The organism is Thermanaeromonas sp. DSM 22490 (assembly GCF_056378755.1).
The window spans coordinates 68,607-82,056 of record NZ_JBJHHE010000011.1 but is presented as its reverse complement, the minus strand read 5'-3'; the positions used below and the strand labels follow the sequence as shown (position 1 = coordinate 82,056).

Here is a 13,450-nt window from a genome sequence, read left to right as displayed (position 1 = left end):
TTAACCCAAATGTTGGACTTTCTACTCTACTAATCTGAAATATTGACCAGCTTTTTGAACCATCACCACCTTTCGTCCTCCTTCACCAGCCAGAGCCAGACGGATTTCGGAGAGGGTCGCCTCCTTAATATAAAAGCAAGTAGCAGAGCGGCCTATGTCCTCCAGATAATGGGCATCGGAAGAGGTTATCAACGTGAATCTTGTAGGCGAACCTAAGGAACCTTTTATCTTCTCCTTATTTTCCGCCCGGCTGATCTCCAAGGCTGTCACTGGTAAACCCGGAGGGATAAACCCTAGTACTCCCAGCAAGCTGTAAGCTTGACGGTCCACATGGGCAGGTATTACCACCCCTCCCAGAGAAGTTACCTGTTCCACTACTTCTTCCGCAGTGAGGTCAGTGCTCTGTAACAAGAGCCGTTTTTCCCTGCCCCTTTCTCTACCCCGGGCATCCAGCAGCAACTGGGTTCCGAAAAAGCTTTCAATGTTTTCGCCTGGAGGCAGGTGTTGATAAACTATCTCCTGCCAGGCCAGGGCTGCTTCTGTATTTTCGAAAAGGCAAACCAGATGTACTTCTTCCCTCGTTTGGACTTCTAGGCCGGGTAATACTTTTAAAGTAGTCCCTCGCGCCGCCTCCATTACTGCTTCTATATTGCCGGCACTGTTATGATCGGTAACGGCAATCAAGTCCAGTCTTGCCTGCAGAGCTTGCGCCACAATGGACGGAGGCGTCATTTCCTCCCCGGCACAGGGCGATAGAGCAGAATGGATATGCAGATCCGTTATAAAGCACCGCATTTTTGCTCCTGAAGTAAAGCATATAGCTTTCCCCCGAGGGTAAAAGTGTTCTCCATACTGCCCAGAAGGGGAATGCCCTCTTTTTCTGCCCGCTGGCAAGTAGCCTCCTCCGCCTGGCGGCCTCCGGTAATAACTATCCCTGCGGCATCGATCAATAAAGCTACGGCCACAATGTTTTCATGGGTTTGCAAAGTTAACCACAAACAACCCTGCGGCGCGTGGGCAATGACATCGCTCAACAGGTCGGCAGCATAGCCACTTACAACCTCCCGTTCCAAGCCTTTATGCCCTGCTATCACCTTTAATCCCAGACGTGAAACTACCTCACCCACCGTCATTATCCACTGCTCCTTTCGGGTTCAGCCAGGGGAGGCGGCAGCTTCCTGGCCAGTTCCACTACTTCTTCGGCCAGCACCCGCACCCGTTCCCTCAAGAGGAAGATACAGTCGGTATCCGAGGCCTGACCCCTCACTATATCCTCTGCCAGAGCGCGACAGTTAGGAGATCCACAAGCGCCGCAATCTAGTCCCGGAAGAAGCCGGGCCGTCTCCTCCAATTGCTGCATTTTAACCAAGGCGCTAGCAATATCCTCGTCCAGGCGCAAGGCCGACCGGGGCTTGGGGCGCCACCTGCTTTGCCAGCTACCCTTTTCTGCTAAGACTGCCAACTCTTCATCGCCCATGGGACTGCCCGGGATATCCCGGCTCAAGAAAATCAATTCCTGTCGCGCCTCAAAGGGATTGCGCACCATTAACGGACCCCCCACGCAGCCGCCAGGGCAGGCCTGGGCTTCCAGATAATCGAATTGTTTTAGTTCACCCTTTTCTACGGCTTCCAATACCTTAATTACGTGGTGGATACCATCTACCTCCAAAAGCTTACCCCAGTCCAAAGCTGCATTTTCGCCGCCCGAACGCCCCCACCCCACACCTTTGCTCCCCGCCCGGGGAAGGACCCTCCCGGCGTCTTTGAGAGCTTCCCGGCACTCACCATATATTGTCATAATAGGGAGAACCCCATCGGCTAAATTTTCCTCCCGGGCCTTAGCCTGCCGGACAGCAGTAATCTTGGCCGGGCAGGGTGATAAAAAGAAGACACCAATTTTGTGGGGAGGCAAGCCTGTAGATCTTACAGCTTCTTCCCGCGCCAGCCTGGCCGCCACATTGACCGGCGGCTCCACGGGAATCACCTGATCCACCAGAGAAGGAAAGCGCACCTCAATTAAACTCACCACCGCTGGACAGGCTGCGGAAATAAGGGGACGCGGACCCTGGTACTCTTCCAAAAAGCGACGGGTGGCCCAAGAAACCGCCTCAGCAGCCAGAGCCACTTCAAACACAGCATTAAAGCCCAATTTAAGCAAAGCTCCCAGCAGCTGTGGTATACCACCAGGTGGATTAAACTGGGAGTAGAAGGAGGGAGCAGGAAGGGCTACGGTAAAGGAAAAATCCTGTAATCTCTCCAGACCATCGCCCACCGCCACCTTAGCATGATTGGGACAAATCCTTATACATTCGCCACAGTCTATGCACCTTTCCTCGATAATCCGAGCTTTACCCTCTCGTACCCTGATGGCTTCGGTGGGGCAACGCTTTATACAGTTGGTACAACCCTTACATTTATCCCAATCCAGGCGAACGGAATGAAAATATTCCAACTTCAGGCACCTCTACCTTCTGAAGCACGGTGATAAAATTCTGCTCGCAACAACGTGCCACGGCCAACTTCAGAGTCAATCTCCAACCTATCGGCACACCGCTTTATATTAGGAAGGCCCATCCCCGCCCCAAAACCCATCTCCCTAACCTCGGGCGGCGCAGTAGAATATCCTTCCTGCATAGCCAGCTCGATATCCGGAATACCCGGGCCCTCATCTTCAGCCACGACCACTATTTTCTCTGGCGCAATGCTGACGCGCAGTTCACCTCGGTAAGCATGAATGATAATATTCATTTCCGCCTCGAAGGCCGCAATAGCCACTCGCCTTACCAGTTCGGGTGGAAAGCCCACCTGTTGCAGCACATGTTTAAGTTTGCTCGCTCCATCGCCGGCAGCTTGAAAATCGCGGCCTTGTACTTTAAAGGCAAGTTCCAGGAGTATTTGCACCTCACAGAGCTTCATCCGGCTCTAACTTTCAGTGACTGTGAACTCATTCACATTGTCCTATATTCGCTATCCCCTTCGGAATCTCCTTCTGCTAGTAGAAAAATTTCCATTAGTAATTCAATTTTCCGGACTATTTTATTCGGTTTTTTGTTATTCAATTTTTTGTTAGCAACCCCAGGGCTCTTAAGCCATGGCCGGGTCCCCTGCCTACCCGCCGCCCCAAGGACCGGATCATTCCTTCCAGGCAATGGCGGCAATCTTCCGGCTCCTCATTAATACAAATTTTCCCGGGATAAATCTGGTAATTAGGGCGATATTTGCCGGGAGTTAGGTTGGGCATTACGACGTTCGCCCCTCGCTGTAAAGCTAGCTGGCGGCCGTTAGGGGCCAGAGTGCCTACTGCAGTGGTGGCCGGCAGGTGGGCCCAGGGTATGACAAGCCGGGCTACTGCTAGCACACGGTAAGTTAATTCCAGACTGCCCGCCGGGTAACCCCCTAAAGGAGTATCCGGATGGGGAATAAATGGCCCGATCCCGGCCATCTCTACCTCCAATTCTCGCAAGAGGAGGAGATCCGCAGCCAGATCTTCCAGGGTCTGGCCGGGTAAGCCCACAATATTGCCCGATCCGACCTGATAGCCCAGGTCTTTAAGCCAGCGCAAGCACTTGAGCCGCTCTTCCCAGCTCATACCAGGGTGCAGCTGGCGATAAAGTTCAGGATTAGCTGTCTCTTGCTTTAAAAGATAGCGATCAGCCCCGGCTTCCCGCCACAGCTCATATTCCTCCCGCGGCCTTTCGCCCACACAGAGGGTGACGGCTACACCTAAAGCTTTTATGGCTGCCACTAGTTCTGCCAGCATCTCTCCCGTATACCAAGGGTCTTCCCCGGATTGGAGCACTATAGTTCCATAGCCCAGTTCCACGCCTCGCCGGGCCGCAGCCAAGATTTCCTCCGGCTGCATGCGATAGCGGGCCAGGCGGTTATTATCTGCCCGCAGGCCGCAATAATGGCAATGCCGGCGGCAATGGTTAGAAAACTCAATTACTCCCCGCAAATGCACTTCTTCCCCCACATAACACGCCCGGACGTCATCCGCCTGGCGATAGAGGGCCTCTTCCTCCTCTCCCGGGCACGCACTGAGGAGGGTAACTATAGTCTCTTTATCCGGTTTTTCGCCGCCTACTACTCGAGAAAGCGCCTCGGCAAATTCCTTGCGCAAATATATCACCTCACTTTCCGGTTAGGGCAGCCCGGACCTTTACCCCCGGCAAGCTACCTAATTTGCCGGTCAAGGCGCCAATGGCATCCGTAGTTCCATCTACAATGAGGGCTATAACAGATACGCCCCGCTCGCGATAGGGAATGCCCATCCTACCCACGATAAATTCTGCGTAATCGCTCAAGATCGCATTAACCCGGCTGGCCACACTTTCCCGGTCTTCAATCACTATCCCGATGACGCCGATTCGCCGCTCCACTTTTCCTGGTTCGCTCCTTTCCTGTAGGATTACCGTTCGCTCATCTCGGCCAGGAAGCTCCTGCCCTAAGCACACCGGCGCTTAAAAGTACAGGTCCCTCTCCCCAGCCTTTATACGCTCCAGGCGCCGCACTGTTTCTTCCCGCACAGCAACGCTCGGTATTTCGGCCAGGTAGCGTTCCATAGTTTCCTCCCCTATTTTCTTAGTTTCTGGGGTAGCGTAGTCCAAAAGGTACTCCTGGAAGGTGAGTAAAGCATTGGGCTGGCAGACATTCTGGATTTGCCCTGTCTTAGCTAAAGCCATGAAACGTTCACCCGTCCGGCCCCGGCGGTAACAAGCAGTACAGTAACTGGGCAAGTAACCCTGCCGGCACAAGTCCTGGATTACCTCATCGGGATGGCGGTGATCTCCTACCTCAAACTGGGGCGTCTCGTCCTGCTCCTCCGCGTAATGCCGCCCATATCCCCCTACCCCAGTACAAGAGCCAGCACTTAGCTGGGAGATACCCAATCTCAGGAGTACAGCCCTAAATTCCGGTGTTTCCCTGGTGGAAATTATCATACCCGTATAGGGCACCGCTAGACGGATCACAGCCACAATCTTTTTAAAGTCCTCATCAGGTACCAGATACGGAAACTTATCCAGGGAAACCCCTTTAGCCGGCCGCAGCCGCGGTACCGAGATGGTATGGGGTCCCACGCCAAAGGTTTCCTCCAGGTGCCGGGCATGATAGAGCAGCCCCAGCACTTCAAACTTATAATCATAAAGCCCGAAAAGGACTCCCAAGCCTACATCGTCAATACCGGCTTCCATGGCCCGGTCCATAGCCGTGGTATGCCAGTCATAATCGGCTTTAGGCCCGGAAGGGTGCATATAGGCATAGGTAGGCCGGTGGTAAGTTTCCTGAAACAAAATATAAGTGCCAATACCAGCTTTTTTAAGCTCCCGGTATTCCTCCACGGTGGTAGCCGCAATGTTGACGTTAACCCGGCGGATGCTCCCGTTTTTTTCAGTTATCTGGTAAATTCGCCGGATAACCTCTATTACGTAATCCAGGGGGCAGTGCACCGGGTCTTCTCCGGCCTCCACGGCCAGGCGCTTATGCCCTAAAGATTCTAAAATCCGGACCTCCCGCTCCAGCTCCGTCCAACTCAGGCGCCGGCGGGTAAATTTGTTATCCCTCCGGTAACCGCAGTAACGGCAGTTGTTAATGCAGTAGTCGCTGATGTAGAGGGGAGCAAAAAGGACCATACGCTTACCATAAATTTTCTCCTTAACCTCGTTAGCTGCCGCAAAAACTTTTTGCCACACAGCCTCATCTTTAGTTTGCAGCAGAACCGCTACCTCATGAGGCTCAAGGCCTTTAGCCTCCCGGGCCTTATCCACGATCTTTTCCGCTACCCCGGCAGGAGCTTGGACAGCTTCCGTCAGCAAACCCTCAATTTCTTCATGGTCGATAAAGTCGGCTCTATAATTGTGCCGCATTATGTTCCGCCTCCTTGAGTATTTAATGCTTAATCAATCAACCTCGCTTCAAACCTCCAAAAATAAAAAAGCTTACCTGCCTTTACCAGCAAGTAAGCGCTTTTAATCCTAGTTCCCCCCTTGGCTGCAGGTTTTACCCCTGGCTGCAGGATTTCCTCTCCACCCTCCCCGGCCGGCACCCAACCCGCCAGGTTAGGCTATACTTGTGCTAGTTATATTTTGCACGAGTTGAAGTTAAAAATCAAGGGGGAAGTATATTTTTTATCCACCCTTCCCCCTATTCCGCTTAAGCCTTTTAAGGAGCTTTTCCATCTCCCAGGTGTTGACCACATCCTCCGGCTCCAGCCAGCCGCGCCGGGCTACAGTGATACCGTACCACATATCATCCAGGCGGCCGGCATCGTGGGCATCGGTATTGATGGCCAGGGGTATACCATATTCTTTAGCCCGGCGAGCGGTGTTCTCATCCAGGTCCAGGCGGTCGGGCGAAGCATTGATCTCCAGAATAGTACCTGTCTCGGCCGCCAGTTCCAGAATCCTGTCTAGGTTTACTGCATAGGCCGGCCTGCGGCCCAACATACGGCCTGTGGGGTGGCCCAGGATGTCCACATAAGGGTGGCGCAAGGCGGCCTCCAGACGAGCCATAATCTGCTCTTCTCCCTGGTGGAAGCCCGAATGGATAGAAGCTATCACAATGTCCATAGCCGCTAAAATTTCATCCTCATAATCCAGCCGCCCGTCCGGTAATATATCGACTTCGATACCCGCCAAAACTGTAAAGCCCTCCAGTTCCCGGTTGAGTTGGGCGATTTCTTCCTTCTGGGCCAGTAATTGTTCTACGCTCAAGCCCCGGGCTACAGCCAAAGAACGGGAGTGGTCAGTAATGGCCAGATAACGATATCCCCTGGACCTGGCCGCTTCCACCATTTCCCTAATAGTGTTTATACCGTCACTGTAGCGCGTATGGATGTGGAGGTCTCCTCGAATATTCTCCAAAGCAATTAGCCTGGGCAGGCGTCCCTCCCTCGCCGCCTGAATTTCGCCCCGGCCTTCCCTCAATTCCGGTACAATAAAGGGCAGCTCCAGCTTCCGGTAAAACTCTTCTTCGGAAGCCAGGGAAGCCTTGGCTTCTTCCAGCCTGGAAGGCAAACCTATATCTGCCAGGGGAAGGTTACGCTCTTCCGCGTAACGCCTTAGCTCCTCCCGGTGGGGCGGCGAGCCCGTAAGGTAAAGCCAGCTGGAGACGAATTTTTCTTCCGGTACCAAGAAAATTTCTACCTTTACTCCGGTCCAGGTTCGCAGGGAAAGCGCGTTTTCCTCCGCCCGTAGAACTTCCTTCACCTGGGGATGGCGCGCCATTACCTCGGTTACTGCCGTAGGATCTGTCACTCCCACCAGGATATCCACATCTCCCACCATGGCACAACCGCGACGTACACTGCCGGCCATTTCCGCCCTTTCCACTCCCGGCAAAGCCATCAGCTGCTGGCACAAAAGCTGGGCCAGGGGCCGGGCGATACCCAGAGGTACCCGGTCTCGGGTCTCTTTAAGCATATCCAGGCCGCGCAAAATAGCCAGCTCGGTCTTGCTGCCCATACCGGGTAATTGGCGAATCTTGTGTTCCCGGGCAGCCTCTTCCAACTCTTCCAGGGTAGTTATGTTCAAATGCTGGTAGATCTGGCGGATGGATTTGGCTCCCAGGCCAGGAATGGCCAGCATATCCCGGAGCCCGGGCGGTACTTCCCGGCGCAGTTGCTCCAGGAAGCTTGAGCGACCGGTTTCCAATAGCTCGGCGATCTTTTTGGCCAGGTTTTTCCCTACGCCCGGGATTTTCTCCAGCTCGCCCCGAGCATAAAAGCTAGCTGCTTCTTCCTCCAAATATTCCAAAACCCTAGCTGCTCGATGGTAAGCACGTACTTTGAAGGGGTCTTCTCCTTTAATTTCTAAGAGATCCCCCATCTCAGCCAGGGCCCAAGATAATTCCAGGTTGGTCAACCTTTCCTTTCCTCCTGGATCAATCTAATGAGTGTTTCGTAGTCCTGCCTAACCTTGTTCAATTCATCAGCAATGTTGACAGCCGCCAGCACAGCTATTTTCACCGGCGGGTAATGAGGGCATTTCTGGCTGATCTGGCGCATTTTCCTATCCACGTAGGCTGCCAAAGAGCGCATATACTCGGGAGTTTCGGTACCCTTTAGGATATATTCCTGGTCAAAAATGGTTACCGCAGCACGGTTAATCCTTTCTTCCTTTTTTTCTTCCTTAAGCAAAGCCTCGGTCAAGGGTGGCCACCCCCCATCCTTTAAAATCCCTTCTACAAAAATATTCATTTGCGCAGAGACGCACCCAATTTCCGGGCCAATTCTTGCTGGATCTTCTCTAGGGCAGCATTTACCTCTTCATCCGTCAAAGTCCGGTCTTCCCCCTGAAAAGTCAGGGTATAGGCTAAACTCTTGTGGCCTGAAGTAATCTGCTCGCCGCGGTAAACATCGAAAAGGCGACATCCTCTCAAATTAGCGCCGCCGGCAGCCACAATGACCCGTTGTACCTGTTCCGCGGTGATCTCTTCCGGTACTACCACTGCTAGATCCCTTTCCACGGCGGGGAACCTGGGGAGCGGCTTATAAAGGGGGAGCACTTTGTTCACCTTTCCGGCTTTCTCCCAATCCAGCTCAAAAACATAGGCCCTCTGGGGCAGATCGTAAGCACGCGATACATCGGGGTGGAGCTCTCCCAGGAAGCCTAAATTTACATCTTGCACATAGATAGTTGCACTACGGCCCGGATGCAGGAAGGGCCAGGAACTGGAGGCTTCAAAGCGCACCCTGGGAAGGCGCAGGCGCCCCAGGATCTCCTCCACCACACCCTTCAGGTAATAAAAATCCATCTCCTGGGCCGGCCAGGCCCAGCCGCGTTCCCAAATTCCCATAACCAGCCCTGCCAGCCTTAGGGGTTCTTCCGGCAGTTCTTCTCCCCGTGGTATAAACACGCGGCCCAGCTCAAAAATGGCTACGGGCGTTACCTTCCTGCTGGCGTTGCGGGCCGCCGCCTCCAAAAGCCCCGGAAGTAAGGTCGTTCTTAAAACGCTCTGCTCTTCCCGCAAAGGATTTTGCAGGACAACCGTTTGCCGCCAGGGATGTTCCGGGGGTAGGCGTAAAAGATCCCACACTTTGGGATTTATAAAACTATAAGTTACCACTTCGCTGAGGCCGCAAGCTACAGCTGCCTCACGGCCAGCTTCCTCCCAGAGCTGCCGGCTGGATTTTTTCTCCTCTGCGACCACACCGGGAGGTATAGTGACCGGAAGCCGGTCGTAACCGTAAAGCCGCGCTACCTCTTCCACCAGATCTATTTCCTGGGTTAGGTCCCCCCGGGGAGGAGGAACTTCTACCCGCAATGGATTTTCTCCTTCTACTTTAAGCTGTAGCCGGGTCAACAGCTCCTTAATCTCACTTACCGCCAACTCCGTCCCCAAGAGGTAATTTACCCTTTCCGGCCGGAGAATAATGATCACCGGTTCCCGTTTCTGCACATAGCAATCCAGACGGCCCGGGCTTATAATTCCCCCGGCCAATCGCATCATGAGTTCGGCCGCTCGGTCGGCAGCCTCAGCAGTTCCCTCGATATTGACTCCTCGTTCAAAGCGCAAGGAGGATTCTGACCGTAGACCCAAAAACCTGGAAGCCCGGCGTATAGCCGCCCCATCAAAGTGGGCTGACTCAATAAGTACATTCACCGTGTTAGCAGTTACCTCAGTTTCCAGGCCGCCCATCACTCCTGCTACGGCCACCGCCCGTTCCTCATCGGCTATAACCAGCAAATTGCTCTCCAGCAGCCGCTCCTGTCCGTCCAGGGTAACTATTTTTTCCCCTGGCCTGGCCCGGCGCACAATAATTCTTTTGCCTCTGAGCAAGTCATAATCAAAGGCATGCAGGGGCTGGCCCATCTCCAGCATAACATAATTAGTTATGTCGACCACATTGTTAATGGGGCGTATGCCACAGGCCCGCAGCCTGGCCTGCATCCAGGAGGGAGAAGGTCCTATTTTTACTCCCCTAACTATACGGGCCACATACCGGCCGCACATATCCGCCGCTTCAATTTCTACGGAAGCCAGGGTAGAGGCGGGAGGGCCCTCTTCGAATACATCAATGGATGGCCAGCGGAAAGCGGCACCCGTCAAGGCTGCCACTTCCCGGGCCACACCCTGGATACTCAGGCAATCCGCCCTATTGGGGGTGAGTTCCAGCTCCAGTATAGTTTCCTTAAGACCTAGAACGCCGGCCACCTCCGCCCCTAGAAGAGCATCTGGCGGCAAACTTATGATGCCTTCCCGGTCTTCGGGAGTTACCAGGCTGGTATCCAGCCCCAGCTCCTGGGCCGAACAGAGCATGCCCCGGGAATCCACTCCTCTAAAGGTAACCTTACGAATTTCCCGGCCACCGGGGAGCCGCGCTCCTTCCAGGGCTACAGCTACCTTTTGGCCAACCCTCACATTGGGAGCTCCGGTAACCAGCTGTAGAACCGCACCCCCTACATCTACCAAGCAGACCACCAGGTGGTCGGCATGGGGATGTTCCTGTATATCCTTGATCTCGCCCACCACTACCCCCTCAAACCCGGGGTGGGGAATAATAATATTTTCTACCGGTATACCCGCCATGGTAAGCCGGCCGGCCAGTTCTTCCGGGGATAAATCCACCTCTACATACTCTTTTAACCAGCTATAAGGTACGCGCAACGGCCTTCCACCTCACATCTCCTAAAGTGCTAGAACTGCCTCAAAAAACGCAGGTCGTTTTCAAAGAAAAGGCGCAGGTCATCGATACCGTACTTGAGCATAGCTACCCGCTCCACACCTAAACCGAAAGCAAAGCCGCTCACTTCGTCCGGATTATATCCTGCCATAGCCAGAACCTTGGGGTGAACCATGCCGCTCCCCAATATCTCCAACCATCCCGTTTGCTTGCACACCCGGCAACCCTGTCCCTTACACATGACGCAGGAGATATCCACTTCAGCGCTGGGTTCGGTAAAGGGAAAGTAACTGGGCCGGAAACGAACCCCTACCTCAGGTCCAAATATCTGGCGTAAGAACGCCATCAGGATCCCCTTTAAATCCCCAAAGGTTACCCTCCTATCCACCAACAGCCCCTCTACCTGGTGGAACATGGGGGAATGGGTAGCATCGTCATCCCGGCGGTAAACTTTCCCCGGCGCTATAATGCGGATAGGCAAACGCGGGCACATGTCTTCCATCACCCGCACCTGGACCGGCGAAGTGTGGGTCCGCAGCAAAATGTTCTGGCTAATGTAAAAGGAATCTTGCATATCTCGCGCTGGATGCTCCGGAGGCAGGTTCAAGGCCGTAAAATTATAATAATCCGTTTCCACCTCCGGCCCCTCGGCCACGGCAAAACCTAAACCTATAAAAATGTCCTTGATCTCTTCTAGGACCAGGTACAGCGGATGGCGATAACCCCGGGGCAAAGGTCGGCCCGGCAGAGTTACATCTAGTCTTTCTTCCTTGATGCGCCTCTCCTTTTCCTGCTCAAGCAAATATGCCCTGGTCCGGGCCAGCTCCGCTTCTAATTCTTCCCGCACCTGGTTAGCCAGCTGGCCCACCCGGGGCCTTTCCTCCGGGGGCAATTGGCCCATGCCGCGTAAAATCTGGGTCAGCTCGCCCTTTTTGCCCAAGTACTTAATCCTTACTGCTTCTACTCCTTCCAGGTCGTTAACTTGCGCGAGCTCGGTCAAGGCCTTGTCTTTCAGATCAGCGATTACATCCAGCATATCCTCACCCCATAAAAAAAGCCTCCGCCCCTTCGGGACGAAGACCTGCTCTTAATACTAAAACCACCCCAAGATTACCTGCCTATCAACAGGTCTCCCGGATAACGGCAGGAGTACCGGCTACAGCCTACTGGGCCATCACAGCCTTTCAGCCTGCTGCTCCCGGGCGAACTTCACTTGCCCCTCCCTTAGCAGCGCTTCCAGTCGACGACGCCGCCTCCCTGTAAGGTCCTGGCAAGCTACTCCTCCCGGTCATAGCATTTGGGCGTTTTTGGCGTTTTTATTTTACTGCAGGACCAGCCTGCGATAAATAATATAAGCTGCTATAGATCCCGTTTTTTCAAAAATTCTCCAGAAAAGCTCTGCCCTTAAAGACCAGGACACTATATCACGCCCTTTCCAAGGGTTGGGACCTTTTAATAAAAATTATAACACACGCCCCTCCCCTTGGCTAGCCTAAAATCACCTGCTCTTCCGGACGGTGAATATTGGCTTTAACCTGGCGCTTCCAGATGGCCATGGCCAAACTTAAGGGCCCTACCCTCCCGGCGAACATAGTTAAAATAATCAACCAGCGGCCCAAAGATGTGAGTTCCGGGGTGATCCCCGTAGTCAGGCCCACCGTACCGAAAGCGGAAGTAGCTTCATACAAGACGGCCAAAAAGTCTTTCCCTTCGCTAATTAAAAGAATAAAGCTGACTGCATTGACCAGGGCGAAGGATATAGCAGTGATACTTAGAGCTTTAAAAACGCGCGGCCAGGCAATTTGCCGGCCTCCAAACTCTACTTCCTGCCGCCCTCGTACCATCGTGAGGACCGCCAGCACCAAAACCGTAAAAGTTGTCGTTTTTATACCTCCACCGGTACCGGCCGGGGAAGCGCCGATAAACATTAACACAATCTGAACATACCGGCTGGCCGGCTCCATCCCGGCTATATCGAGGGTATTAAAACCTGCTGTCCTGGGCGTCACTGCCTGGAAATAAGAGGCCATTAACTTAACTGGAAGCGATAAGGGCTGTAAGGTACGGGGGTTATCCCATTCCAAGGCTAAAATAGCCACGGTACCTGTCAAAATAAGAACCAAAGTAGTGAGCAGAACCAGTTTGCTGTGGAGGCTCAAACGCGTAAACTTCCGGGTTCTTAAAATATCCATGATAACCGGAAACCCGATGCCTCCCAGAATTATCAGCGTAGAGATAGTTAAACTAATGGTAGGATCATCTACATAATGAGTCAAACTGGAAAATTTACCAAAAGCAGGACCTAAGAGATCAAAACCGGCGTTATTAAAGGCCGATACCGCATGAAATACGCCATAATAAATGCCGCGTTCCCAACCGAAATCCCGAGCAAAGCGCAGCGATAAAATGAACGCCCCCCAACCTTCGATAATGAAGGTGGTAAGGACAATCCGCCTAGTAAGGTCTACAACACCGCCAAGATCCTCTTTGTTCAGAGCCTCCTGGATAAATAGCCTTTCCCGCAAAGAAATCCTCTTGCGAATTATTAACGCCACTAAAGTGGCCACACTCATCCAACCCAGTCCACCTATCTGTATCAATAATAAAATAACTACCTGACCAAAGGTGGACCAGTGGGTCCCCGTGTCTACTACCACCAACCCGGTTACACACACTGCTGAAGTAGCTGTAAACAAAGCGGTTAAAAAATCAGTCCAGTTGCCCGTAGCCGAAGAAATGGGTAACATCAATAAAAAGGCACCCAGCAAAATCACGCAGGCAAAGCCTAGAACAATCCCTTGAGTGGGAGTAAGGCGTACCATATTTAAT

12 protein-coding genes are annotated in these 13,450 nt (G+C 53.2%); all 12 read right to left on the bottom strand.

Annotated elements, in window-relative coordinates; genetic code table 11:
- Positions 1-21: 21 nt before the first annotated feature.
- Complete coding sequence (locus AC1BI1_RS08870) at positions 22-795, bottom strand: PHP domain-containing protein (protein ID WP_476716926.1); 774 nt, start codon at positions 793-795, stop codon at positions 22-24.
- On the bottom strand, positions 780-1,133 hold the full coding sequence (locus tag AC1BI1_RS08865; RefSeq protein WP_476716925.1) for a DRTGG domain-containing protein: 354 nt from the start codon (positions 1,131-1,133) through the stop codon (positions 780-782). The genes AC1BI1_RS08870 and AC1BI1_RS08865 overlap by 16 nt, the downstream gene beginning before the upstream one ends.
- Positions 1,133-2,452 (bottom strand): [Fe-Fe] hydrogenase large subunit C-terminal domain-containing protein, encoded by a 1,320-nt coding sequence (locus tag AC1BI1_RS08860; protein WP_476716924.1) that lies wholly within the window; start codon positions 2,450-2,452, stop codon positions 1,133-1,135. The genes AC1BI1_RS08865 and AC1BI1_RS08860 overlap by 1 nt, the downstream gene beginning before the upstream one ends.
- Before the next feature lie 2 nt (positions 2,453-2,454).
- Positions 2,455-2,916, bottom strand: coding sequence for an ATP-binding protein (locus tag AC1BI1_RS08855; protein ID WP_476716923.1), 462 nt, complete (start codon positions 2,914-2,916; stop codon positions 2,455-2,457).
- Between the two features lie 139 nt (positions 2,917-3,055).
- The gene (hydE, locus tag AC1BI1_RS08850) at positions 3,056-4,120 is read right to left on the bottom strand and encodes a [FeFe] hydrogenase H-cluster radical SAM maturase HydE (RefSeq protein WP_476716922.1); all 1,065 of its coding nucleotides are present in this window, start codon (positions 4,118-4,120) and stop codon (positions 3,056-3,058) included.
- A 10-nt stretch (positions 4,121-4,130) separates the two neighbouring features.
- The gene (locus AC1BI1_RS08845) at positions 4,131-4,379 is read right to left on the bottom strand and encodes a TM1266 family iron-only hydrogenase system putative regulator (protein ID WP_476716921.1); all 249 of its coding nucleotides are present in this window, start codon (positions 4,377-4,379) and stop codon (positions 4,131-4,133) included.
- A gap of 81 nt (positions 4,380-4,460) precedes the next feature.
- Positions 4,461-5,864, bottom strand: a complete 1,404-nt coding sequence (gene hydG, locus AC1BI1_RS08840; RefSeq protein WP_476716920.1) for a [FeFe] hydrogenase H-cluster radical SAM maturase HydG — start codon at positions 5,862-5,864, stop codon at positions 4,461-4,463.
- Between the two features lie 261 nt (positions 5,865-6,125).
- Positions 6,126-7,859 carry a DNA polymerase/3'-5' exonuclease PolX gene (gene polX, locus AC1BI1_RS08835; RefSeq protein ID WP_476716919.1) on the bottom strand — a complete coding sequence of 578 codons (1,734 nt, stop codon included), beginning with the start codon at positions 7,857-7,859 and terminating at the stop codon, positions 6,126-6,128.
- On the bottom strand, positions 7,856-8,146 hold the full coding sequence (locus AC1BI1_RS08830) for a cell division protein ZapA (protein ID WP_476716918.1): 291 nt from the start codon (positions 8,144-8,146) through the stop codon (positions 7,856-7,858). Before AC1BI1_RS08830 ends, polX begins: the two co-directional genes overlap by 4 nt.
- Before the next feature lie 44 nt (positions 8,147-8,190).
- The gene (pheT, locus tag AC1BI1_RS08825) at positions 8,191-10,605 is read right to left on the bottom strand and encodes a phenylalanine--tRNA ligase subunit beta (RefSeq protein ID WP_476716917.1); all 2,415 of its coding nucleotides are present in this window, start codon (positions 10,603-10,605) and stop codon (positions 8,191-8,193) included.
- Between the two features lie 29 nt (positions 10,606-10,634).
- On the bottom strand, positions 10,635-11,657 hold the full coding sequence (gene pheS / locus AC1BI1_RS08820; protein ID WP_476716916.1) for a phenylalanine--tRNA ligase subunit alpha: 1,023 nt from the start codon (positions 11,655-11,657) through the stop codon (positions 10,635-10,637).
- A 451-nt stretch (positions 11,658-12,108) separates the two neighbouring features.
- Positions 12,109-13,443 (bottom strand): TrkH family potassium uptake protein, encoded by a 1,335-nt coding sequence (locus tag AC1BI1_RS08815; protein WP_476716915.1) that lies wholly within the window; start codon positions 13,441-13,443, stop codon positions 12,109-12,111.
- Positions 13,444-13,450: the final 7 nt, after the last annotated feature.